Origin of the sequence: Actinoallomurus sp. NPDC052274, from assembly GCF_040679475.1 — a bacterium.
GTDB classification, from domain to species: Bacteria; Actinomycetota; Actinomycetes; order Streptosporangiales; family Streptosporangiaceae; genus Actinoallomurus; species Actinoallomurus liliacearum.
Window position 1 is genome coordinate 81,359 of sequence record NZ_JBFAUT010000030.1, and the last position, 22,821, is coordinate 104,179.

Here is a 22,821-nt window from a genome sequence, read left to right on the forward strand (position 1 = left end):
GGGGTCAGTCGGCCTGCTCGGCGCGGGACTTCAGGCAGGCGAGCCAGGCGGTCAGGGACTGCTCCAGGGCCTGGCCCAGCTGCTCGGGGGCGGCGTCGACGGGGGTGCCGCTCCAGGACTCCTCGGTGCGGACGGTCACCTGGCTGCCGGTCTGCTCGAAGGTCCACACGTGGACGCCGTCGATGCCGTTGGCCGGGCCGCCCCAGACCAGGCGCTCGCCGGGGACGATCTCGCGGATCGTGGAGGTGATGTCCAGGCCGTGGGTCTTCCAGTAAAAGGAGTTCCCGGGCAGCAGCGGGCCGTCGAGCTCGGCCTGGTCGACATCGGTGTTCCAGTCGGCCCAGGCGTCGATGTCGGTGTGCAGGGCCCAGACGCGCTCCAGCGGGGCGTCGATCACGGCGGTCAGGCGGACGATGACGGGGGCGGTCTCGTCAATGGTGAACATTCCGGTGGTTCCTCTCGGGTGACGTGGCGTCGGGTGTGGTGTGTGTCGAAGCGGTTCGGGTGGTCAGTGGTGGCGTGCCGCGGGCTGCGCGACGAATCGGCCGGTCGGCGGCGCGACGGTGGTGCGCCGGCGGGACAGCAGGAGCGCGAGGGCGGCGGTGGAGGCCAGGACTGCGGAGCTGATTCCAAAGGCGGTGCGGTAACCCGCGGTCAGCGCCTCCAGGCGCGGCTGGTGGGTGGCCGCGTGGGTGGTGGCGGTGCCGGCGAGGGTAGCCAGGATGGCCAGGCCGATCGCACCGCCGACCTGGCGGGTGGTGTTGACCAGGCCGCCGGCCAGTCCCGCGTCCCGTGCGGGGACGCCTTCGACGGACAGGGCGGTCAGCTGGACGAAGGCGACGCTCAGACCGACGCCGATCAGGACGCTGGGTCCGAAGATGTCGACCGTGTAGCTGCCGTGGGCGCTGATCCGCGACAGCCACAGCAGTCCGGCGGCCTCGGTCAGCAGCGCACCGGTGACGGTGGCGGTGGCACCGATACGGCGGGACAGGCGCGGGGCGAGGGCGGAGCCGAGCATGTTGGCGAAGGCGAGCGGGAGTTGACCGAGCCCCGCGACCAGCGGGCTGGAGCCGAGGACCTGCTGCTGGTAGAGCGGCAGGAAGAAGAACAGGGCGATCCACACCGATCCCAGCAGCGCCATCAGAAGGTTGCCGGCGGCGACCCGCCCGGTCCGGAACAGGCGGGGCGGCAGCAGCGGGCTCGGGTGGTGGCGCTCGATCAGGACGAACGCGGTCAGCAGTGCGCCCGCGGCGGTGAAGCCCCCCAGGACGGCGGGATCCGTCCAGCCCGCACGGCGGGCCGTGGTCAGGCTCCACACCAGCACGGTCAGGGCCAAGGTGACGGTGGCGGTGCCGAGGATGTCGAAGCGACCGCTGTCCTGGGCCTGCGTCGTGGGGACGCTCGCGGCCGCGGCGGCCAGGACGAGGACGGCGCCGATCGCGACCGCGTAGAAGATCCACGGCCATCCCCAGGCCTGGGTGAGCACCCCGCCGAGGAGGACCCCGGCCGCGCCTCCCGCTCCCGACACCGCGCCCCAGATCCCCAGCGCCTTGCCCCGGCCGGGCCCTGGCGGGAACAGGTCCATCACCAGCGCCAGCGCGGCGGGGGCGATCGCCGCCGCTCCCAGGCCCTGCGCCGCCCGCGCGGCGATGAGCACCGGGGACGAACCCGCGAGCCCGGCGGCCAGGGACGACGCCGCGAACAGCGCGAGGCCCGCGAGCAGGACACGCCTGCGGCCCAGCAGGTCCGCCGCCCGGCCCCCGGCCAGCAGCAAGGCCCCGAAGGCCAGCCCGTAGGCGTTGACCACCCAGGTGGTGCCGCCGTCCGACAGCCCGACGCCCGACCGGATCTGCGGCAGGGCCACGTTCACGATCGAGGTGGCCAGCATGACGGTGAACTGCGCCCCGGCCAGCGCCGCGAGAGCGGCCGCAGGGCTGCGGATGATTCCGGTGGTGCGCACAGCAACACTCCTTGTGTGGTTAATCACTCACAACAGATGGCTGAAGAAGGCGGGGCTGCGCGCCCCGCCGACGGCCCGGTCGCTTCGCGCGGGCCTCAGTAGTGCCTGATGCCTGCCGACAGCGTCCGGATCCAAGGGGCGTCGACCTCGTCGGCGCCCATCGAGACGATGAGGTGGCACAGCATGCCCAGCGCGAAGAACTCCTGCACCTGCTGCTCGGTGCCACCGGAGGCGCCGCGCACGTACTCCACCAACCGGGCGTAGCCCTGCCGCACGGCATCACGCACCGCCGGCTCGGACACCGCCGCCGCCTGCGCATGCAACTGGATCAGCATCAGATCGTTGTCGCTGATCAATCGGGCGTACGCGTCGCCCATGGCTTTCAGGACCACCTCGGAGGAACTGCCCTCGGCCTCGGCCGCGGCCCGCTCCAGGGCGGCCCGCACCTGCACGAAGCAGTACCCGACCACCGCCGTGAACAGCAGTTCCTTGCTCGGGAAGAGGCGGTAGACATACGCCTGCGAGATGCCCGCCGCCTTGGCAACCTCGGTCGTGGTGGTGCCCCAGTAGCCCCGGGCGGCGAAGGCGCCGATGGCCGTGCGCAGGACCGTCTCGCGGCGCTCCTCGGCGGTGGACAGTTGGCGGGGACGTTCGCTCATCATGTGAGTATTTAACCACTCACACTTTTGGGTGTCAATCCGTCTTCGCTGCCGACTCTTTGCCCGGCGGCGTCGGGTTCCGCCCCGAAGGCACCGACGGGCCCTTGCGCCACCGCTCCAGATCCGAGGTCCGCGCCCCTCGGGCACCTCCAGCAACAGTTCCAGGACGGCCCGCTCGCGAAATCACCTCGCGAAGCAACCGATCCCGTGGCAACCGAAAACCAGGGTCGGGCGTCGAATCATGGGCGGGACGTCTCGATCCTGGCCGGAGCATTCAACGAGGCGTCCCGCCCACGATCTTGCGCCCCCGGCGCCGGGGTCACATGATGTGCCCTCGACGGCATCGAGGAGCACACAGTGAGCCAGTGGACACTCCCCGGTTACACGGAGCTGCGCGAGCTGGGTTCCGGCGGTTTCGGGCGCGTCGTGCTCGCACGCGACGGCGCGTCCGGCAGCCTCGTCGCGATCAAATACCTGTTCACCGACCGACTCGGCGGAGACGCCTTCCTGACCGCGTTCCGGGACGAGGCCCGCGTGCTGGCCATGCTGGACAGCCCGTACATCACGCGGCTGTACGGATACGTCGAGGAAGGCGACCACGCGGCCATCGTCATGGAGGCCGTCGACGGCGCCTCCCTCCGCGCGGTGCTCGACGAACACGGCCCGGCAGGACCCGAGGCCGCCCTCGCCGTACTGAGGGGATCCCTGCTGGGGCTCGCCACGGCACACGCCGCCTCAGTGATCCACCGCGACTACAAACCGGCGAACGTCCTCGTCCGGCAGGACGGCCAGAGCAAGGTCGCCGACTTCGGCATCGCCGTGCGATCCGGGCGATCGAGTGCGCCCGCTGGTACGCCGTCGTACATGGCGCCGGAGCAGTGGGCCGGCGAACCGGCCGGCCCCGCGACCGACGTCTACGCCGCGACCTGTGTCTTCTTCGAGTGCCTCACCGGCCACCGACCGTACGACGGAGACCAGGCGGCTCTTCGGATCGCGCACCTGACCGCGCCGGTTCCGCTGGACGAGTTGCCCGAGCCGGTACGGCCGCTCGTCGCCCGCGGGATGGCCAAGGACCCGGCCGACCGGCCACCGGGAGCGTCGGCCTTCGTGGCCGAGCTCGAGGAGGCCGCGAGGGCGGCCTACGGACCGGACTGGGAGCGCAACGGCTGGAAGCGCCTCGCCGAAGCCGTCGCGGGACTGGCCGCGTTGCTGCCTTTGTCCGTGCTGCTCGGGACCGCTCCGGGTGGCGCCGGCGGAGCGGGAGCCGGCGCCTCGGGCGCGGGCAGCGGTGCCGGCGCGGGCGGCTCGGCGGGTACCGGGGCGGGCGCCACCACCGGGGCGGGCGGATCCGCCGGTCGTGCGGTGGGCGGAAGGCTGCTCGGCAGGACCGGTGTCAAGGTCGGCGCCGGCGCCGGCGCCGCCGGAGCGATCGCCGTCGGGGTGATCGGGACGATCGCGGTGCTGCCGCACGGCGGGGGCCACGAGACCCGGCCCGCGCCGGTCGCCGCGCGGACGCCCTTCACCATCTCCTACGGCTCGGTGGAGCGGACGTACACGGATCCGGCGCTCACCGTCGCGGGCAGCTACGTCCGTGTCGGCGGGCTACGGGATCCGGCGATCGAGCAGGCGGTCAACCGGGTTCTGCGGCTACCGCTCGACCAGCAGCTGCGCCGATACGAGAGCGCCCGGCAGTCGGACGGACCGACCTCGGGGCGCCCTCGGGTCACCACCACCGTCGAGCTCGGAGTGGGCGGTCCTCGGCTGCTGTCGGCCCGGTACCGGTTCACCGCGCGCCAGGCGCCCCTGACCGCGTTCGACTCGGGTGGCACGCGCGCGGTGACCGTCGACCTGGTCACGGGTCGGCGGCTGAGAGCCATAGACATCCTCCGCGACACCGTCTTCACCCGATCCGGCCTGCGAGATCTCGAGCGGCGGGTCGGCGCGGCGGCTCCCGGCGGGGCGTTCTGCGACGGGGAGCAGAAGATCGACCCGATCACGCTCACGGCATCGGCGATCGACACCGATGACAAGGACAAGCGGGCGATGGATCTGATGCCGACCAGGGACGGGCTCGAGTTGGACGTCGTACCGCCCTTGCTGGGTTACGTCTGGGCGTGCGCCGACACCGTGGTCACCGTGCCGTACGGCAGGATCTCCGACCTCGTGCGGCCGGAGATCCTCGCGCTCATCCGCGCCGCGTCGCCCGCGCCCACGCCGTCATGAGTCCGTCCTCAGGTGACGTTCGACGGTCTCGACCTTGCTCGTCAGTCCGTCCGTGACTCCCTCACGGATGTCCGCCTTCAGGACGAGGCTGACCCTCGGACTGTGGGCGGCGACCGCCTCGACGGCGCGCTTCACCACGTCCATCACCTCGTCCCACTCGCCTTCGACGCTGGTGAACATGGCGTCCGTACGGTTGGGCAGGCCGCTCTCCCGGACGACGCGTACCGCCTCGGCGACGGACTCCCCCACCGACTCGCCGATGCCCAGCGGTGAGACCGAGAAAGCGACGATCATCGATACTCCTTGAGGTGCTCACGTACGGCCTCGACGACGGGTACGTCGGCCGGCAACCACGAGACGTCGAACAGCTCGGCCGTGGTCAGCCAGCGCAGCGCGGAGTGCTCTCGAGCCTCCGGCTCTCCGCGCAGGATCGCGGCCGTCCAGACCCGCATCACCAGTCCATTGTGCAGCGGGCAGTCCGCCCCGATCCGGGCGCCCACCGCCACGTCGACGCCGAGTTCCTCGCGGCATTCCCGAACGAGCGCGTCCTGTTCCGTCTCGCCGGGTTCGACCTTGCCACCGGGGAACTCCCACCCGCCGGCCAGCTCCGGCGGGTCGGCGCGCTGCGCCGCCAGGAGCCGCCCGTTGTGGATGATCGCCGCGCCCACCACCAGAGGCGGGCCCGTTCTCGCGAGTCCCACTCAGAGCCTCTTCGTCGGTCCGTTGTGACCGTTGTGCGCGGTCGGACGGGTGAAGCCGACCGCACCACCGGGGTAGGTCTTGTAGTTCTGCAGTTTGACCACGTCGCCGGTGTGCGGCGCCACGATCATGATTCCCTTCTGCGGGTTGTAGACCATGCCGACGTGACCGGGACCGGTGTGCCCCGGCAGGTACTCGAAGAACACGAGGTCGCCCGGTTGTTCCTGCCCTCTCGGTACCGAGGCGCCCCACCAGTACTGAGCGTCGGACAGCCGCGGGATGGTCACCCCCGCGCTCTTGTAGGCGGTCATCGTCAGGCCGGAGCAGTCGAAGCTGTTCGGCCCGGTCGCGCCGTAGACATACGGCTTGCCCAACTGCGCCTTGGCGAAAGAGATCACCTTGGCGGCGACCGCGTTCGGCGCGAGGGGCGCTCCGTTCATGTCATTGCAGTCCGGGGCGTTCGCCTGGACGACGTTGAAGCTGCCGGAGGCGTACTTCTTCGCCCAGGACAACACGTTGTTGACGTAGGACGTGAGGTGGTTGTACGCGAAGATGGCATCGCGCATCCGGTCCGGCGCGCCGCTGGCCTTCAGGTAGCGAGCGGCGGCGGGGATGGCGTCGGCCGGGTCGTAGCGGCTCTTCTTGCCGTCCCCGTTGCCGTCCACGCCGTACGTCGCCCACGTGCCGGGGATGAACTGCATCGGCCCACCGGCGTGCGCGTAGTTCTCACCGCTGGAGACGCCGGGCGCCTTGAGCTGACCGTGGTGGGTCTCCACGTAGCCGATGCCCGCGAGCACGTTCCACGGGATGCCGTACTGCTGACCGGCCTTCTTGTAGAGCGCCAGATAGTTCGACGGGATACTGCTCGCGTCGCCGGACTGCTGGGGCTGCGATGCCGCCCCGGACGTGTCAGTGCAGTTCGCACCGTTCGTCGCGTTCTGGAAGAACTGGTTGGCCCCGAAGAACAGCGGGATCGACACCAGACTCATGAAGAACAGCGCCGCGGCGCCTCCGGCGATGATGATCGGCAGCCGGACCGCGCCTTGGTCCGACCGCGTGAAATGAAGAAGAGAGACGATATGACGGCCTTCGTTCCGGCCCCCCGAGCCGACGCCGAGCCGCAGGTGCCGGCGAAGCCTCATCTCATTCCTTTCACTTGTCACCTACGTTGGCCTGGGCGAACGCGTAGACGACCCAGCCCCCACCGGACCTCGTCACCGTGACGGCGTACTGCTGGCTGGTGTCGCTGGAAGCTCCTCCCTTGCTGATGTGCTGGGTTCCGGTGACGAGGAAGATGAACTGGTCCTTCTCCATGTCGCGGAGCGAGTCCAGATGCGCGTCGGAGGTCGAGACCTCCCTGTCCTGCTTCCGCTGGTCCAGCAGACCCGGCGCCGACGAGTCGCGCTGCAACTGCGCCGTGACATCGGCGGTCACCAGGCCCTGCATCCGTCCGAGATAGGCGCTCGGCTGCTCGTCGTAGCGATAGGTGCCGTAGGCGATGGTGAAACGACGGGCGACGTCCGCCGCCGTGCTGAAGTCCTTCTGTGTGAACGGCAGCAGCGAGTAGATGTCGTACGTGCCCCCGCTCGGCGGTGGACCCGTCAGTCCCGGCGCGGTGAAGGACGGCGCGGACGGCGACGGAGCGGAGGTCACCCGCTGAGCCGAACCCTTGTGCCGGCCGCTTCCGCTGCCGATGGTCAGGATCACTCCCGCTGCGGCGAGGAGCACCACCAACGCGGCGAACAGGATCTTGCGCTGGCGATCGGTCAGGTCCATCGGCTCCTCATCGCTCGTCCCCGTCCTCGCGCTTCACCGGACGCAGCCAGAACGGCATGGACGGACCGTCCTCGCGCGACCTGCCCGACCACAGCGGCGGCGGCGCCTTGCCGTCCGGGCTGCCGTCATCGCGCCCCCCGGACGTCGAGGCGGGGCCGGGCCTTGCTCCCGAGGAGCCGCCACGCGCCGGAGGACTCTTCCTCGAGCCGCCGGAGTCGGACCCCGGAGCCGTACGACCGCCGGATCCGCCGCTGAACCAGCCTCGGCGACCGCCGCCGTTGGAGGCGCCGCCCTGCTCACCACCGCCGCCGGACCGGCCGCGGCCTCCGCTCTCGCCGCCACCGGCCGGTCGCCGCGGTGGCGTGCGGGTGCCGGACCCCTGCCCCGCGCCGGTCTTCCCGGCGGCACCCCAACTGGCTCCGGTGGGCGCGGCGGGCGGACGCGAACCGCCACCGGCGGCACTCGGTCGGCGTTCCTCGCCGGGCGGGGAGTCGGCCGGTGGTCGAGGAGCCGGCGGGCGGGCTGCTCCGCCCGATCCGGACGGGCGTGGGCTCCAGAGCCCACCGCCGTTCGTCCTCGGGGTGGGCGCCGCGGCCTGCGCGCGCGGCGACAGGTTCAGCGGTGGAGCACTGCCCCGCGTCGCCCCGGCGGCCTTCGCGGCGAGCTGTGCGGCGCGTCCACGCCGGTCGGCGGCGCCGACCACCTCACGGCCGGCCGTGTCGAAGTCGGCTCCGTCGTCGCTCCTGAGGGTCGGGGCGCCGGCCAGAGTGCTGGAGTCACGCTTGCCCCAGCGACCGAGCCGGTAGCCCGCGGCGCCGGGGACGGCCGCGGTCGCGATCGCGGTGGTCCGCTTCCGCGTCTCCCGGATCGCCTCCTCGACCTGTTGTTCCCCCTTGCGGGAGCCGACGGCCGAGTAGCCGACCGCGGCGAACAGGTGCTGGAACGGCTTCCGGTAGACGAAGGCCGCCAGGGTGACGAGAGAGATCAGCAGGATCTGCAGGCCCCACGGCAGGCTCTCGGCCATGACCAGGCCGTAGCACCACAGCAGGAGGGCGAGCACGCCGATCAAGGCCGCCTGCTTCAGCAGGGTCGACAGGAGGAGTTCGAACCAGCGGACCGCGATGACCCGCCCGATGCCCGGATGGATGCCGATGCCCAGGAAGATCGGCCCCGCGACGAGTAGCAGCAGGAACGAGATCTTCAAGATGATCAGCATGACCGAGACGACCAGCACCAGCAGTCCGGCGACCAGGGCCGCGAGCAGGGCTCCGAACCCCACCGCCAGCCGCGATGTCCAGTCCTTCCCCTGGAAGAGGGAGTACGCACCGGGGAAGTTGTCCTTGATGTTCTTGGTCACGCCCTTGTAGGCGTCGGCCTTCTTCCCGAGGTCCGGTTTCTGCCCGTTGGTGCTCTCGGAGAGATCGACCGCTTGGGAAGCCAGGAGCGTGCCCGCGTTGTCCTGGACGATCTTCGCCTTCGGGTCGTCGGTCCCGAACTCGCCCATCAGCCAGGGTTTGCAGACGAGCGTCACCCACAGGCCGTTGGCGTTGCGGGTGACCGCGTCGTTCGTCGCCGGCTGCGGCGGCTTTCCCTTCTGCGGAATGCACGTCGTGGTGTCGGCGTCGCTCTGCGGAAGAGCGGCGTTGAAAGCCGCGGTCGCCCCGTTGGAGACCTTCGTCCCCAATGTCGTGAAGTCGCCGGGTCTGCCGATCAGCCAGATCAGTGCGACCATCGCCAGCACCATCCAGATGGTGCCTTCCGCCACCCGGCTCGCGCGCCGGCGGATCAGTCCCCACCAGGCCAGCCACAGGGCACCGAGGATGACCACCCACGACCAGTACTTGGCGCCGAAGGTGTTCCCCATGCTCCGGATCACGCCGTCGACCGTCTTCTTCAGCCACCCGAGGAGGGACTCGGACGCCGCCGCCTGGTAGATGGTGATGGTCGTCCGGTCGATCGCCTGTGCGAAGACGAAGACGGTGTTCGCGATGTTGTTGCCGATCATCGCGGGCATGTCGGAACAGCCCATGTCCACCGCGTGCCACGACTGACCGCGCGTCCCGTACCGGTCGTAGTACGTGAGCTGCTCCGGTGTGTCCTTCGCCGTCTTCTGCAGCTGCTCGCTGGGATAGTTCGGCGGCTTCACCATGCCGTCGATACCCGAGCCGTACTGCTCCGGCGCCGGGTGATCGGCCGGCGCGCAGGCGTCATTCGGGTTCGAGCCCGGCGCCGTCGGAATGGGATCGGCGCTTGCGAAGCCCAAGGGACTCAGGACCAGTAGCGCCATGAGCGTGAGAATGAGAAGCGACCGGCGCTTAGCCCGGGGTCTGCCCTTCGCCGGTTGTCGTCGTCGGCGGTGGCGGACGCCTGACACCCTCATCGGGGGACCTCCTGGGTGACCTCTGTGGCGGGGTCGCGGGGGGCGGTGGAGGGACGGGATGGTCGCTCGTTCCCACTATGCGGGTCCGACGCTTTGTCCGCACTCATTTCGTCGGGCTTGGAACGTGTCGGGTTGGTGTCGAGCCAGCGGAGGAGCTCCTCGGAGATGAGGTCCACGCCGATCCGGCCGGCGCGGCCGTCGAGGTCGCGGAAGATGCACTCGCCGTTGCCGAGGTTGCGCAGCACGGCGCGGTGCTCGTCGGAGTTCTCGACGCCGAGGAGGGCCATCACGTTGCCGACCTCGTTGCGCTCGGTCGAGCGGAACGAGTAGACGGACGAGAGGCAGTTCGTGACCTGCTCGTTGAGGAGGTCGCCGGCGTTCTGTGAGACGAGGATCAGGGCGGTGTTCCGGGAGCGGCCCATGCGGGAGACCTCCGGGATGAGCTTGGCGCCCTCAGGCGTCTGCGTGATCGCCCAGGCCTCGTCAAGGAAGATCGTCTTGGGCAGGTGGCGATCGAGACCGTGCATCAGGCGACGGGCGAACTGCGACACGAGGTACATCAGGGCGACGGAGAGCCGCTGCTCGTACGAGTAGTCCTCACGGTTGATCGCCACGTCCGGCAGGGTCAGGCCGCCGAGCGTGAAGACCGTCGTCCAGCCGGCGGTGTCGATCCGCTCGCCGCCGGACGGGTCGAAGCACAGGCGGGCGAGCCGCATCTCCGACATCGAGCGCAGCACGGCGCCGAGGTTCTTCGACGCCGGGTCATCGGAGGCGTCCAGGTAGTCGACGACCTTGCCGAGGGAGGGCTGCGGCTGGTTGGCGACCGCGCCGACCGCCTGGATCATGGCGGACTCGCGCTCCTCGGACATACGCGGCAGCAGCAGGCGCAACGTCTCCGTGGCCATGGTCTTCTTGGCCGCGAGGTCGTCGCCGAAGCTGAACGGGTCGAGGAGGCCGGGGGCTGCGGAGCCCAGCGGCAGGACGCGGGCGCGGCGCCCGCGCCGGCGCAGCAGCTCGACGAGGGACTCCGCGTCGCCCTTGGGGTCGATGGCGGCGATCGTGACCCCGCGCAGCGCCATCTGGTACAGCAGCAGCAGCGCCAGGGTCGTCTTGCCGCCGCCGGGCTCACCGGTGATCGCGACCGCGGTGGGGCGGTTGCGCGCGGCGGCGACGAGCGGGTCGAAGTGCACGATGGACCGGGCGCGGCCGAGCGTCTCCCCGATGTAGGGCCCGACCCAGCCGGCGGACGTGTCGTCCCGCCGGTCGCCGAGGTCGACCGTCGCGGTGGGCATGCCGCCGGCGATCGTCCGCAGCGGCTGCCGCTGGGCGTACGCGTTGACGCGGATCCGGTCGCCGGGCAGGGACTCGCAGAACAGCGAGAACTGGTCGCCGGTCGAACAGACGATGTCGATGCCGAGGTCGCGGTAGTGCTCGACGACCGCGTCGACGCGCTGCTGCAGCAGGTCCTCGGTCGGCGCGGAGACGATGAGCCGGTGCCAGCCGTACACGAACGGCAGCCGCTCCTTGGTGATGCCGTGCTCGAGCATGCGGGCGGCGTCGATCTGCTCGGCCAGCGCGATGGGCGCCTCGGCTCCGGCCTCGCGGATGTGCTGGTCCATGTCGCGGGCGTGCGCGAGCTTGCGGGAGACGTCCTTGGACGCCTTGGCCGGCGGCACGAGCTTCATCCGCGCCGACACCTCCACCGGGAAGGGCAGGGCGTCGGCGAAGTGCATCCACGGCTCGCCGTCCGGGAACGGCATCAGATCCGGGAAGCGGGCGAACGACAGATACGCGACGTACGACGAGCCGTCCGGCTGCTCCATGCGGAGGTTCGACCGGCCGTTGACGATCGTGCCCTCGACGAGGCTCTCGATCTCGCCGGCGCCCCAGGTGCGGCGCGGGGTGGCCGAGGGCGGCGGATCGGTCAGGGCGCCGCTGGCCGCGTGCTGGAACAGCCAGGCGATCTCCGTGGACGACGCGTGCCGGGCGTACAGGGCGCTGCCTCCGAGGGAGCGGCCGAGCCGCTCGGCCTGCTCGGTCCAGCGGGCGATCTCCTTCGCCGGGATCGCCTCGTCGTGCAGCCCGAGGACCTCTTCGCTGCGCTTGTACAGGCCGAAGAGCTGCTTGAAGGCGCCTCCGGACAGCTGGGCTCCAACGCCGCGCTGACCGAGGCGCACGCCGAGGTAGACCTCCTTGGTCCAGAAGTCCTTGGACCAGACGTGGGCGTACATCTCCTCGAGGTACTCGCGCCAGCCCGGGCCTCCGTCGGAGGTCTCGTCGAGGGCGAGCGCCCACTCGGCCGCCGGATACGTGCGATGCACGATCCGCAGGTGGATCTCGGCGTCCTGCATCCGGATGCCGGCGAGCGCGATGGTGATGTTGGTGGCGAGCGCCTCGCGCTCTTCGTTCGTGGTGAACTCGTACGAGACGGTCGGCAGCCGGAAGTACGCCCAGGCGGCGTTGTCGGTGAGGAGGATCCGATCGTCGAAATACCGTACGGCCAGCCGGCTGCGGGCCTTGGACGCCCTGCTCATCGGTTACTCCTCGTTCTTACTGAACACTTGGTCACGCGCTGTCGGACGCCGGCCGCTCATCGGGAGACCTCCTGCTGGGGATAGCGTCCCGGCGTCTGGACGAGACCGCCGGCCACGACGCCGCCGAGCGCGATGTACGCCTTGCGGGTCGGGGCCCGCAGCGAGCGCAGCTCGTTGCGGGGAGCGCGGTCGAGGCTGAGGTGGTCGTCCCAGGGGATGCGCACGAGCGCCCGGCAGCGGCCCCTGGCGACCGACTCGGCCTGCTCGACGTCGTCCATGCTGCGGCGGCTCACCCCGTTGATCACGGTGACGGCCCGGGACCGCAGGTCCTCATATCCGTGGCCGTCGAGCCACTCGAACGTCATGGCCACCGCCCGCGGCGCGTCGGAACTGGCCGGTGCGACCAGCACGATCTGGTCGGCGTACGGCAGGACCCGCGCGACCACGGCCGCCGCGGCGTCCAGCAGCGTGATCGAGTAGAACCGGTCGAGGGTCCGCATCGCGAGGGCGTAGTCGCGGTCGTCGAGGGCCTGAACGGGGTTCTTGCCGGCCGCCACCACCTCCAGTCCGGACTTGGAGATGGAGGTGTACCGGCGCATCATCTGGTAGCCGGTGACCTGCTCGGCGTGGGCGATCAGCGAGGTGAGCGTCTCCCGGGTCTCGGTCCGGGTGCGCCGCGCCATGGCCCCGGGGCCGGGGTTCACGTCGACCGCGACGATCCGGTCACCGCGGTGCTGGGCGAAGGTGTGCCCGAGCATGAGCCCGGTCACCGTCTGACCGGCGCCGCCGGTGCAGCCGAGTACGACGACGCGCCGAGCACCCGCGAAGGCGGTCCGTACGCGCTCTTCGTAGTCGCCGTCACCGTTGCCGCCGCCCGAGAAGATGCGCCTGCGGCCGCGGCCGTCGTCGTGCCGTCCCTCGTCCTCGTGAGCCGCCTGAGGCATCGGTCCGGGACGCACGGGCGAGGCGGGACCGGACCGAACGGCGCGCGCCGGCGACTCCGGCGGCGCACCGGCCGCCGCCTCCGGCCGCCCCTGCCAGGGCTGCTGCCCCGCACCCTGCCGGGACGGAGCCGACGGGCGGGCCGGCCGGGCCGCCGGAACCTGCGCGGGCCTCGCCGGCTGCGTCCGAGGGGGCTGCGCAGGCGACTGGGCCGGCGGTTGGGCGGGGGCGTGCGGTGATGCCTGCGGTGGCGAGGTGCGCGACGACGGGTGTCCGGCGGCCGGGGCGCGCGGGGGTACCCCCGGCGCCGCCGGTAGCGGAGGGGCGGGTGGCGTCGCCGGACGGCCGGGTGCCGGTGGCGTCCAGTTCGGCGCCGGCGACCCGGTGTCCCGGGCGGCCGCCGGCCGCGCCTCGCGGGACGGCGTGGCCTCATCGCCGTGTGAACGACCTCGTGCGGGGGTGGCGGGCCGGGCCGGGCGACCACCTGAGGAGGTGTCACGCGACGGGGCGGCACCGGCGTCCGGTCGCGAGGCCGAGGGGCGCCGCGACGGGGTCGGCCACACGATCTGGTCGGTGCGGGCCGCGGCGATGTCCTGCTCCTCGTCGGCCGGCGCCGCCGGACCGTGCTCGGCCGTCCCGGCGCCGTCCGCCGCCGTGCGTCGCTCGCTCGCCGCGCCGGGGGTCGCCTTCTCGCCCTCCGCCGCGCCGGGGGCCGACGCCCCGTGCTCTGCGGCGGCGGGAGCCGCCGGGGCCACACGCTTCGCCGCGTCCGAAGCCGGCGTCTCGCGCTGCACCCCGCCGGCGGCCGACGCCTCACGGTCCGCCGCGCCCGAAGCCGCCGGCGCACCACGCTCCGCCACGCCGGCGGCCGGCGCCTCCGTGCCCGAAGCGGCCGGTGCCTTGTGCTCCGCCGTGCCGTCCGCCGGCGGTCGGCCGACGGGACGGGCCGGATCGTCATTGCCGGTCGGCGGCTCGGCGGAGCGTGCGGCCGGGGAGTCCTCGGCGGGTTTGGCGTGCCGTCCGTGCGGCAACGGGATCACCGATGCGGGCCGCGAGCCCTCGTCGGCCTGTCTCGAAACCGCCGGCCGGACCGGCGGGCCGCTGTCCGCGGGCTCGCCGGGACGGCCGGTGGCCGACGGCGGCGCGGCGGCCGGTCGAGCGGCCGGCGGCTGAGCGGCTCCGGACCGGGCGGGCGTCGGGCCGCCCGGCCGCGGGGTGCTCCCTTCCGCGGGAGCGGACGCGGGCGAGGCGTCGGGGTGCGCGACGGGCCGAGCGGGAGCCGCGTGCCTGCCGACGGGGCCGGCCGGGCCCGCCGCGGCCGGCTTGGCCGGAGCGTCCGAACGAGCGGGCGTCTCCGGGCGGGGTGGGGCGGTCGGGCCGGTGGGCCTGGCCGCGGGCGGCTCCGCCGGCCGGCCGAGCGTGGGCGGGACCGGCCGGGGGTTCGCGGCGGGCGTCTCCGGCTCGTGGGAGATGTTGCGCGGTCGCGTCGGGCGACGCGGCGCGTCGAGGTCGCGATCCTGTCCCCGCGCGGGGGTGGTGTCGGGTCGCTGCTCACCGGGTCGGCCACGCTCGCCGGCGCGCCGATCCACGGCCTCTCCGTCCGCCGGCGTCGGACCGGCGGCGGGCACGGCCGGGGTGGCGGGCGTTGGCGAGGTGGTCGGCGCGGCCGAGGCGGCGGGGGTGGCCGGGAGCTCCGGCCTCTCCGGGCGGCCGGGCCTGGGCACGCCGGGCGAGGCGGGCGCGCCCGGGGTCGTCGAGGGGTCCACGGACGCGGGGAAACCGGGGACGGCCTGCGGCGCCGTCGGCTGCGGACGGGCGGGCCGTGCCGCGGCCGGCGGCGAGGCCGGCTCCGAACGCACCGGCTGCGGTCGGGTCGGCTCCACGGCGGGCGGGGTGAGACGTCGTTCGCCGGGTGCGGCCGGCGGCACGACCGTGCTGCCGTCGTGCGGCGTTGGCTGCAGGCTCGGCGCCTGTGGACGCTGGGCGGTGGCTGGCCTGCGGGGCGCGCCGGTGGGTGCCTGCTCGGCGCCGTTGCCGGTGTACTCCAGGACGGGTGGCGCGGCCGCGACCGGTGTCGCGGCCGGCTCGGGGGCGGACGGGTGCTCGACGGACTGTTCCGCGGCCCGCGCGACGTGCAGCCGGTCGCCCGCGAGGCGGCCGTGCCGCCAGACCCGGCCGACGATGACGACCTCGCCGGGCTCCCGGATCGGCGTCAGACGGGCCCACGTACGCGCCTCGGTGAGGTAACGGACCTGGGAGATCAGCAGCTCGGTGAGGCGTTTGCCCTCGATGACGGGACGGGTGGCCAGCCAGGTGAGCAGGCCGGGTGGGACGAGATAGACGACGTGCCAGGGCGCGTGGAAGGGCACTCCGACGACCTGGAGCAGGATGATCCAGGGCAGGAAGACGCCGACGAACACACCGATCTGCACCAACGGCAGTGGCATCGGAAGCCGCAGGTCGTAGAGCTTGTAAAGCCGCTTCTCGATGCGCCAGATATTGGTGTACGTAGGCAGATCCACCCGGGCCCCACTCCCCTAATTGAGACCAGCCATGACTAGACCAGCATGACACCGGTGATGTTCAGGATGTTTTGATTCCAAGGGCGGTCGCGATCGCCTTGGCCGTCGTCTCGATGATATTGGGGACGTAAAATATGACTCCGATGCCGATCGCGAGCAGGATGAATTGCACAAATCGCGTGATCTCCCGCGTGAACAGGAAGAAGATCGCGACGATGGAGACAACGACCAGGAACAACGGCCCGAAGATGTCGCGCAGCCATTTGGCCAGATTGTCGGTGTCCAGGCCGTTGTTAGGCGCCGCCTCCACATGATGCGGCAGCATCGCCAGCATGTGTTGCATCATCGGGCTGGCCTTCCTTGGTCGGGGAGTGAATCGTAGCGTTCGGGACGAGTCGGCAGTGACCTCACGATCCCGCCGGAAGTGTAGAAGCCTGGATGTCCCTGACGAACCAATATCCGCCCTTCTTCACCATTGTGAGCTGGTAGGTCTGCTCGAGCGTGCCACCCGACGTCTTGGGCTGACCAGCGGGAATCTGCCACACGACCGTCGAGGTGACGGTCCGCGACGCGGCGTCGCCGCGCGGGGCGATGATCTCCTTCAGCTGGCCGAAGGTGACGCTGGCGCCCAGCCCGGTGACGGGCGGGTCGGAGTACCGCTGGAGGGAGCCGGCGTCACTGGCCGCGTACGCCTTGAAGAAGTCCGTCAGCGGTTGCTGAAGCTCGGTCTCCAACGCGGAGTCGCGGTCCTGGGCGACCGCGGGGACCGACGCGGTCGCGGGCGGCGGGAGCGTGGCGGGGCGACCGGTTATCGCCATCGCCCCGTCCTTCGCGTAGACCGGAACGGCCAACTGGAACAGCCGGCCGTTGGCCCGCGCGAGAAGGGTCACGACGCCGTGCTCGGTGTCGTCCGCGCGCACCGACGCCACGTACGCGGACTGCAGCACGGATTTCCCGGTGCCGTCCCAGCCGAGTTGCGGGTCGAGCCCTCCGGCGAGGAACGGGGCGAGCAGTTTCGGCCGGTCCGCGGCCGTCGCCTGGTCGTAATTGAGATAGACCTCGGCGAATGACAGGGCGTAGGCCGAAGCCGCCGCCTCCGGGAACTTCGGTTTGGTCGTATCGCCGGTCGTGGTCGGATTGGACCGGTCCGCGGTGAACCGGTCGAAGGGCGCGCGGACGCCGTTGACCAGCACGACGATGAGGAAGGCCCAGAGGATGACCCGCCCGACATAGATGAACCAGCGGCCGCCGGAACCGCCCCAGCCACGGCGGTCGCCATCACGTCCGCCGGAGCCGCCGCCGCGCTTGCCACGGCGCCCCTTCTCGTCCGGAGAGTCCCAAGGGTCTGCGGGCGAGAATCCGCCCGGTGGGTAACCGGACGCACCGGCGTCTACAACGCCGGACGACCTGCGAGCCATCATGCCTCCGCTCGCGCCTTCCCCCCGGATCGGCGCGCCGTCTATCCGTCTATCCGTCTGGTCGAGTTCGGTTTACCACCTTAACCACGGCGGTCAATTGTTCCAGTGTCGAGCGAGGATGCACAGTCCCGCCGCGCGGTTGTGGACAACTCGGTAGCCGATGGAGCATTACCGGACAGCGAGGTTCGTCTCCCCTGCTAGACGTTGAAGCGGAACTCCACCACGTCGCCGTCCTGCATGACGTACTCTTTGCCCTCCATCCTGGCCTTTCCGGCCGCACGGGCGGCGGCGACCGAGCCCTCGGCCACCAGGTCCCCGTACGAGACGATCTCGGCCTTGATGAAGCCCTTCTGGAAGTCGGTGTGGATCACACCCGCGGCCTCCGGGGCGGTGGCGCCCTTGCGGATCGTCCAGGCGCGGGCCTCCTTGGGCCCGGCGGTGAGGAATGTCTGCAGCCCCAGCGTGTCGAAACCGACGCGGACCAACTGCAGCAGGCCGGGCTCCTCCTGCCCGGTGGACTGCAGGAGCTCCAGGGCCTCCTCGTCGGGCAGTTCGATCAGCTCGGACTCGATCTTGGCGTCCAGGAAGATGGCCTCGGCCGGGGCGACCAGCTCCTGCAGGCGGGCGCGCAGCGCCTCGTCGCCGAGCTCGTCCTCGTCCACGTTGAAGACATACAGGAACGGCTTGGCGGTCAGCAGGTGCAGCTCGCGCAGCGGCGCCGGGTCGAGGTCGGAGGCGTAGAGCGTCACGCCGTCGTTCAGCGTCTTCTGCGCCGCCCGGGCCGCCTCGACGACGGCGAGCTTGTCGCGGTCCTTGGTCGTCCGCGCCTCCTTCTCCAGGCGCGGCAGGGCCTTCTCCAGCGTCTGCAGGTCGGCGAGGATCAGCTCGGTGTTGATGGTCTCGATGTCGCGCGGCGGGGCGACGTCGCCGTCGACGTGCGTGACGTCCGAGTCCTCGAACACCCGGATGACCTGGCAGATCGCGTCGGTCTCCCGGATGTTCGCCAGGAACTGGTTGCCGAGCCCCTGCCCCTCGGACGCGCCCTTCACGATGCCGGCGATGTCGACGAACTGCATGGTCGCGTGCACGATCTTGGCCGAGTCGTACAGCTTGGCCAGCTCGTCGAGGCGCGGGTCGGGCACCGCCACGACGCCGACATTCGGCTCGATCGTCGCGAACGGGTAGTTCGCCGCGAGAGCGGTGTTCTTGGTCAGCGCGTTGAAGAGGGTGGACTTGCCCACATTGGGCAGCCCGACGATTCCGATGGACAGGCTCACGGACGCAGAGTCTACGGGCCCGCCGGGACCGCCCGTACGGTCCGGATGCGCCGATGAACGGGCCGTACGCGCCGCCTCCACCGCCGTCCCGCGTCGCCTTCCCGCCGCACCTCGCCGTCCCCCGTCGTACCGCGCGACGTGAGCCGGCGGCTGCTCCGCGCGACGCCGGTGAGCGGGCCGTACGCGCCCCGTCGTCCCCGCCGCGCGGACGGGGTGACGGCTCGTCCGCGCGTCGGGCCGACATTCTCGTACTGCTTTGTCACGATGCGGACATGGACGTTCTGCTCGGCCTCGTGATCGGCCTGGTGTTGGGTACGGTGCTCGGGATCGCCTGGGCCCGGAGCCGGACCGCCGTGGTGACCGCGCGGGCCAAGGCGGCCGAGGAGAAGCTCGCCTACGTCGAGCAGGGACTGGCCGAGCGTTTCCAGTCCCTGTCGGCGCAGGCGCTGGACGCGAGCAACCAGCGCTTCCTCGAACTGGCCGACACCCGGCTGGCGACCGCCAACGCCGAGGCCGCCGGAGAGCTGGACAAGCGCATCGCCCCGCTCAGGGACACGCTGAGCAAGGTGGAGGCGCAGCTTCGCGAGGTCGAGACCGGGCGCCGCGAGTCGCACGCCATGCTGGCCAAGCAGGTGGAGTTCGTCCGGCAGAGCTCCGACCAGCTCCGCCAGGAGACCCAGACGCTCGTACGGGCGCTGCAGCGGCCGGAGGCGCGCGGGCGGTGGGGAGAGCTCCAGCTGCGCCGCGTGGTCGAGATCTCCGGCATGACCCGGCACTGCGACTTCGACGAGCAGGCCGTCGCCGGGAACGGGCTCCGGCCCGACCTGGTCGTACGGCTGGCGGGTGGCAAGAACATCGTCGTCGACTCGAAGGTCTCCCTGGCCGCGTACCTGGACGCCGCCGGCGCGGACGGGCCGGGAGTCTGGGAGGCCCGGCTGGACGCGCACGCCCGGCATCTCCGCGAGCACGTGGATCGGCTGGCGGCCAAGTCGTACTGGCAGTCCTTCAGCCCGGCGCCGGAGTTCGTGGTGCTGTTCGTGCCGGGCGAGGCGTTCCTGGCGCCGGCGCTGGACCGGGACCCCGGACTGCTGGAGTACGCGATGCGGCGCCGGGTGCACATCGCCACACCCACGACGCTGATCAGCCTGTTGCGCACGGCGCACTACGCCTGGCAGCAGCAGGCGCTGTCGGAGAACGCCCGCGCGGTGTTCGAGCTGGGCCGGGACCTGTACGACCGGCTCGGGACGCTCGGCCGCCACGTCGACCAGCTCGGCAAGTCCCTCACCAACGCCGTCGTGGCCTACAACCGGACGATCGGGTCGCTGGAGAGCCGGGTCCTGGTGACCGCCCGCAGGCTGAACGAGCTGGGCGTGACCGACGCCGAGCTCGACGCCCCGACCCCGGTCGAGGAGCCCGCCCGCGCGCCGTCCGCGGCGGAGCTCGCGGACGACGCCGAGCGGGAGCGCCAGATCCGCCTGCTGCCCTGACGCCGTGTCGCGAGACGCGGCAGGCTCAGGCGGGCTACCGTGGAGCAAGGCACTGTCGACTCTGGGACGGGCTGGTGGCAACGGACACGCGCGGGGACCCTGAGACGGCCCCCGCTCCGAGCGGTCGGTCGAAGCGGCGTCCGGCCGCGTCTCCGGCGGGACGGTCACGAGCGCGTTCGGCGGTGACGCTGACCGGCCGGGGCGGCGCGGTCGTGGTGTTCGCGTGCACGCTGCTCGGCGCGCTCGTCGGCGGGCTGTTCGGACCGCGGTCGGCGCAGGGCGTGCTGTTCGTCGCGGGATGCCTGCTGGCGGTGTCGATGACCCGTCGCACGGACCTGCTCACGCTCGTGGTCAGCCCCCCGCTGCTGTTCTTCCTGGTGAGCCTGCTGTCGGCGGTCACCGGGTCGATCGGGGAGAAGTCCTTCCTGGTGAGCGTCGCCGTCACCCTGGCGGCCAAGCTCACCTCGAGCGTGCCGTGGCTGTTCCTCGGCGCGGTGCTCGTCGTGCTGATCGCGGTGCCCCGTGGCCTGCCCGCCAACCTGCGGGAGCTGCGCGCCCGGGTCGCGGCCGACAACCCGTTCCGCGGGCGCACCACTCTGGGCGCCCGCAGGCGCGGCAGGACCGACGAGGACGACGATCCGGTCCGGTGGGACGACGGGCCTGGACGGCTCCCGGCCGCCAAGGCCCCCTCCCCGGAGGACTGAGGCCGGGCTACGCCGACCGCAGGTCGCGGCGGAGTTCGTGCGGGAGCGCGAAGACCATCCGCTCGCGTACCGACTCGACCTCCTCGACCGTGTCGAAGCCGAACTCGGCGAGGCGGGCGAGCACGCCCTCGATCAGCTCCTCCGGCACCGACGCGCCGCTGGTGAGGCCGACCGTGTCGACGCCCTCGAGCCAGGCGGGGTCGATCTGCTCGGCGTAGTCGACGAGGTGCGAGGCCTGGGCGCCGTGGTCCTTGGCCACCTCGACGAGGCGCTTGGAGTTCGAGGAGTTCTGCGAGCCGACCACGATCACGAGCTGCGACTCGGCGGCGATCTCCTTCACCGCCACCTGGCGGTTCTGGGTGGCGTAGCAGATGTCGTCCGACGGCGGGTCGACGAGCTTGGGGAACCGCGCGCGGAGGGCCTCGACCGTCGCGTTGGTCTCGTCGACCGACAGCGTGGTCTGGGAGAGCCAGACGACCTTCTCCGGGTCGCGTACCTGGAGCTTGGCGACGTCGTCGGGACCGTCGACGAGCTGGATGTGCTCCGGGGCCTCGCCGCTCGTGCCGATGACCTCCTCGTGGCCTTCGTGGCCGATCAGGAGGATGTCGTAGTCGTCGGCCGCGAAGCGCCGGGCCTCCTTGTGGACCTTGGTGACCAGCGGGCAGGTGGCGTCGATCGTACGGAGGCTCCGCCCGGCGGCCTCGTCGTGGACGACCGGGGCGACCCCGTGCGCGGAGAACACCACGATCGCGCCCTCCGGCACCTCCTCGGTCTCCTCGACGAAGACGGCGCCTCGTTCTTCGAGGGTCTTCACCACGTGGACGTTGTGCACGATCTGCTTGCGGACGTAGATGGGCGCGCCGTACCGCTCGAGCGCCAGCTCCACCGTCTGCACGGCGCGATCCACACCCGCGCAGTAGCCGCGCGGCTTGGCCAGAAGAACCCGACGAGTCATGTGTCCCATGGTAGGTGTGATCGGGGGGCACCGGTTTCGGGCGCAGAAAAACCCGGCCACGGCGCGTGAACGGTGCTGCACCGTAGGGCAGAGTGGTGGATAACAGATTCGTCATACCGACCAGTCCGCGCCCGCGAGGCTGGAGGGAGCTGAAGCAACGATGACATCATCGCCGCGCCGCCTTAAGGACCAAGTCCGGGAGACCGTCAGCGAGCTCCCCATCCATGCCGCACGGCTCGCCGTGATGGGCGTCGGCCAGGCTCTCCTGCTCACCGACCGGGTTCGCAAGGACTACAAGGAGGCCCGGGAGTCGGGTCTGGCGCCGGTGCTCGGCCGGCTGATCGACGACGCGGAGGACCTGACCGGCCGGCTCGTGGGCAAGGTCACGAGCCGGGTCACCCCTGACGGGCGTACGGGGGCCGAGGAGGGCACGGCGGCCGCGCAGAAGGGCCCGGAGATCGCCGTCGGAAAGCCGGCGTCCGCCGCGGGCCGTACGCGACCGGCGACGGCGCGCCCGAAGCCGGCCTCCCGTTCCACGGCCGCCCCGGGCAAGGGCCGGCCCGCCGCCCCGTCCCGGGCGAAGGGCGCCACGCCCGGCGCGCGGCCGGGCGCGGCCGGGCGCCGGGCCGAGACGGCGGAGTCGAAACCCGCGAAGCCGGGGGCCGGACCGGCCGGGTCGTCCGAGTCCGCCGCGGCGCCGGCGGAACCCGCCTCGTCGGCCGCCGTCGAGCGCACGCGGCCGGCGCCCAAGGGGACGCCGCGTGCCAAGGCCGCTCCGGCGAAGGCTCCCGCGTCGTCCACGGCTCCGGCCAAGGAGCAGAAGACCTCTCCGGCCAAGGCCACGCCCGCAACCCGCACCCCGGAGCAGGCATCCCCCACGCGGACCACGGCTTCAGGGGCGACCGCGAGCGCGCCGAGCGCCGAAGCGGGAACGACGGCCGGCCGGGACCTGCCCATCGCCGACTACGACCACGCGACCATCGCCTCCGTACGGGCCCGGCTGCGCAACCTGAACGCGCGCCAGGTCAACGAACTGCGCGACTACGAGCGGGCGCACGCGGCGCGCGCCGAGTTCCTGCGCATGTACGAGAACCGCATCGCCAAGCTGCGTGGCCAGGCCTGACCCGCGACACCGAGGCGAACGCGAACAGGTTCGGGGCGACGAGCGCTCCGGAGCCTGGAGCCATGACGACGACGGCCGTGGCCGGGGCGGCGATGAGCAGCAGCCCGATCCCGCTGCGCACGGCCGACGGCTCACGCGGCTCGGCCCGCGACTCGGCGACGG

General features: G+C 71.8%; 18 protein-coding genes. 4 read left to right on the forward strand and 14 right to left on the reverse strand.

Translation table 11 applies throughout. The annotated features are described in order from the left end of the window. Positions 1-4: 4 nt before the first annotated feature. The 3 genes from AB0K82_RS24925 to AB0K82_RS24935 form a co-directional block, all read right to left on the reverse strand. Positions 5-445 (reverse strand): SRPBCC family protein, encoded by a 441-nt coding sequence (locus AB0K82_RS24925; protein WP_364400950.1) that lies wholly within the window; start codon positions 443-445, stop codon positions 5-7. Between the two features lie 63 nt (positions 446-508). Beyond that, positions 509-1,960 (reverse strand): MFS transporter, encoded by a 1,452-nt coding sequence (locus tag AB0K82_RS24930; protein WP_364400953.1) that lies wholly within the window; start codon positions 1,958-1,960, stop codon positions 509-511. Between the two features lie 95 nt (positions 1,961-2,055). Next, complete coding sequence (locus AB0K82_RS24935; RefSeq protein WP_364400955.1) at positions 2,056-2,619, reverse strand: TetR/AcrR family transcriptional regulator; 564 nt, start codon at positions 2,617-2,619, stop codon at positions 2,056-2,058. A gap of 357 nt (positions 2,620-2,976) precedes the next feature. On the opposite strand from AB0K82_RS24935, the gene AB0K82_RS24940 reads away from it, so the two are divergent. Continuing rightward, on the forward strand, positions 2,977-4,842 hold the full coding sequence (locus AB0K82_RS24940; protein ID WP_364400958.1) for a serine/threonine-protein kinase: 1,866 nt from the start codon (positions 2,977-2,979) through the stop codon (positions 4,840-4,842). Here AB0K82_RS24940 and AB0K82_RS24945 read toward each other — a convergent pair. From AB0K82_RS24945 to ychF, 10 genes are all read right to left on the reverse strand, one after another. Beyond that, entirely contained in the window at positions 4,837-5,136 is a 300-nt protein-coding gene (locus tag AB0K82_RS24945; protein ID WP_364400960.1) for an MTH1187 family thiamine-binding protein, read from the reverse strand. The two genes, AB0K82_RS24940 and AB0K82_RS24945, sit on opposite strands and share 6 nt — an antisense overlap. Beyond that, positions 5,133-5,543: a (deoxy)nucleoside triphosphate pyrophosphohydrolase gene (locus AB0K82_RS24950; protein ID WP_364400963.1), complete on the reverse strand. Its 411-nt coding sequence runs from the start codon at positions 5,541-5,543 to the stop codon at positions 5,133-5,135. The genes AB0K82_RS24945 and AB0K82_RS24950 overlap by 4 nt, the downstream gene beginning before the upstream one ends. After that, positions 5,544-6,683 carry an NlpC/P60 family protein gene (locus tag AB0K82_RS24955; RefSeq protein ID WP_364400965.1) on the reverse strand — a complete coding sequence of 380 codons (1,140 nt, stop codon included), beginning with the start codon at positions 6,681-6,683 and terminating at the stop codon, positions 5,544-5,546. A 10-nt stretch (positions 6,684-6,693) separates the two neighbouring features. Then, on the reverse strand, positions 6,694-7,317 hold the full coding sequence (locus AB0K82_RS24960; RefSeq protein WP_364400968.1) for a hypothetical protein: 624 nt from the start codon (positions 7,315-7,317) through the stop codon (positions 6,694-6,696). Positions 7,318-7,324: 7 nt separating this feature from the next. After that, complete coding sequence (locus AB0K82_RS24965; RefSeq protein ID WP_364400970.1) at positions 7,325-9,604, reverse strand: type IV secretion system protein; 2,280 nt, start codon at positions 9,602-9,604, stop codon at positions 7,325-7,327. 89 nt (positions 9,605-9,693) lie between these two features. Then, entirely contained in the window at positions 9,694-12,231 is a 2,538-nt protein-coding gene (locus AB0K82_RS24970) for an ATP-binding protein (RefSeq protein WP_364400973.1), read from the reverse strand. Between the two features lie 56 nt (positions 12,232-12,287). Next, on the reverse strand, positions 12,288-15,695 hold the full coding sequence (locus tag AB0K82_RS24975; RefSeq protein ID WP_364400976.1) for a TcpE family conjugal transfer membrane protein: 3,408 nt from the start codon (positions 15,693-15,695) through the stop codon (positions 12,288-12,290). Between the two features lie 61 nt (positions 15,696-15,756). Next, entirely contained in the window at positions 15,757-16,020 is a 264-nt protein-coding gene (locus AB0K82_RS24980) for a hypothetical protein (RefSeq protein ID WP_345355914.1), read from the reverse strand. 82 nt (positions 16,021-16,102) lie between these two features. Next, positions 16,103-17,113: a conjugal transfer protein gene (locus AB0K82_RS24985; protein ID WP_364400979.1), complete on the reverse strand. Its 1,011-nt coding sequence runs from the start codon at positions 17,111-17,113 to the stop codon at positions 16,103-16,105. Between the two features lie 197 nt (positions 17,114-17,310). Beyond that, entirely contained in the window at positions 17,311-18,390 is a 1,080-nt protein-coding gene (gene ychF, locus AB0K82_RS24990; RefSeq protein ID WP_364400982.1) for a redox-regulated ATPase YchF, read from the reverse strand. 272 nt (positions 18,391-18,662) lie between these two features. Here ychF and AB0K82_RS24995 point away from each other — a divergent pair, with 272 nt between their 5' ends. Then, entirely contained in the window at positions 18,663-19,877 is a 1,215-nt protein-coding gene (locus AB0K82_RS24995; RefSeq protein WP_364400984.1) for a DNA recombination protein RmuC, read from the forward strand. Between the two features lie 182 nt (positions 19,878-20,059). Further along, entirely contained in the window at positions 20,060-20,581 is a 522-nt protein-coding gene (locus AB0K82_RS25000) for a DUF6542 domain-containing protein (RefSeq protein ID WP_364400987.1), read from the forward strand. Between the two features lie 7 nt (positions 20,582-20,588). On the opposite strand, the gene AB0K82_RS25005 is transcribed toward AB0K82_RS25000, so the two are convergent. Beyond that, positions 20,589-21,536, reverse strand: coding sequence for a 4-hydroxy-3-methylbut-2-enyl diphosphate reductase (locus tag AB0K82_RS25005; RefSeq protein ID WP_364400990.1), 948 nt, complete (start codon positions 21,534-21,536; stop codon positions 20,589-20,591). A 160-nt stretch (positions 21,537-21,696) separates the two neighbouring features. On the opposite strand from AB0K82_RS25005, the gene AB0K82_RS25010 reads away from it, so the two are divergent. Continuing rightward, complete coding sequence (locus tag AB0K82_RS25010) at positions 21,697-22,659, forward strand: hypothetical protein (RefSeq protein WP_364400993.1); 963 nt, start codon at positions 21,697-21,699, stop codon at positions 22,657-22,659. The last annotated feature ends 162 nt before the right edge of the window (positions 22,660-22,821 follow it).

Excerpts from the sequence above, each read along its gene's own strand:
- AB0K82_RS24965 (WP_364400970.1), bottom strand. The coding sequence starts at position 9,604 with ATGGCGCTACTGGTCCTGAGTCCCTTGGGCTTCGCAAGCGCCGATCCC.
- AB0K82_RS24970 (WP_364400973.1), bottom strand. The coding sequence starts at position 12,231 with ATGAGCAGGGCGTCCAAGGCCCGCAGCCGGCTGGCCGTACGGTATTTC.
- AB0K82_RS24955 (WP_364400965.1), bottom strand. The coding sequence starts at position 6,683 with ATGAGGCTTCGCCGGCACCTGCGGCTCGGCGTCGGCTCGGGGGGCCGG.
- AB0K82_RS24945 (WP_364400960.1), bottom strand. The coding sequence starts at position 5,136 with ATGATCGTCGCTTTCTCGGTCTCACCGCTGGGCATCGGCGAGTCGGTG.
- AB0K82_RS24995 (WP_364400984.1), top strand. The coding sequence starts at position 18,663 with ATGGACGTTCTGCTCGGCCTCGTGATCGGCCTGGTGTTGGGTACGGTG.
- AB0K82_RS24925 (WP_364400950.1), bottom strand. The coding sequence starts at position 445 with ATGTTCACCATTGACGAGACCGCCCCCGTCATCGTCCGCCTGACCGCC.
- AB0K82_RS24960 (WP_364400968.1), bottom strand. The coding sequence starts at position 7,317 with ATGGACCTGACCGATCGCCAGCGCAAGATCCTGTTCGCCGCGTTGGTG.
- AB0K82_RS25010 (WP_364400993.1), top strand. The coding sequence starts at position 21,697 with ATGACATCATCGCCGCGCCGCCTTAAGGACCAAGTCCGGGAGACCGTC.
- AB0K82_RS24985 (WP_364400979.1), bottom strand. The coding sequence starts at position 17,113 with ATGGCTCGCAGGTCGTCCGGCGTTGTAGACGCCGGTGCGTCCGGTTAC.
- AB0K82_RS24980 (WP_345355914.1), bottom strand. The coding sequence starts at position 16,020 with ATGCTGCCGCATCATGTGGAGGCGGCGCCTAACAACGGCCTGGACACC.
- AB0K82_RS24935 (WP_364400955.1), bottom strand. The coding sequence starts at position 2,619 with ATGAGCGAACGTCCCCGCCAACTGTCCACCGCCGAGGAGCGCCGCGAG.
- AB0K82_RS25005 (WP_364400990.1), bottom strand. The coding sequence starts at position 21,536 with ATGACTCGTCGGGTTCTTCTGGCCAAGCCGCGCGGCTACTGCGCGGGT.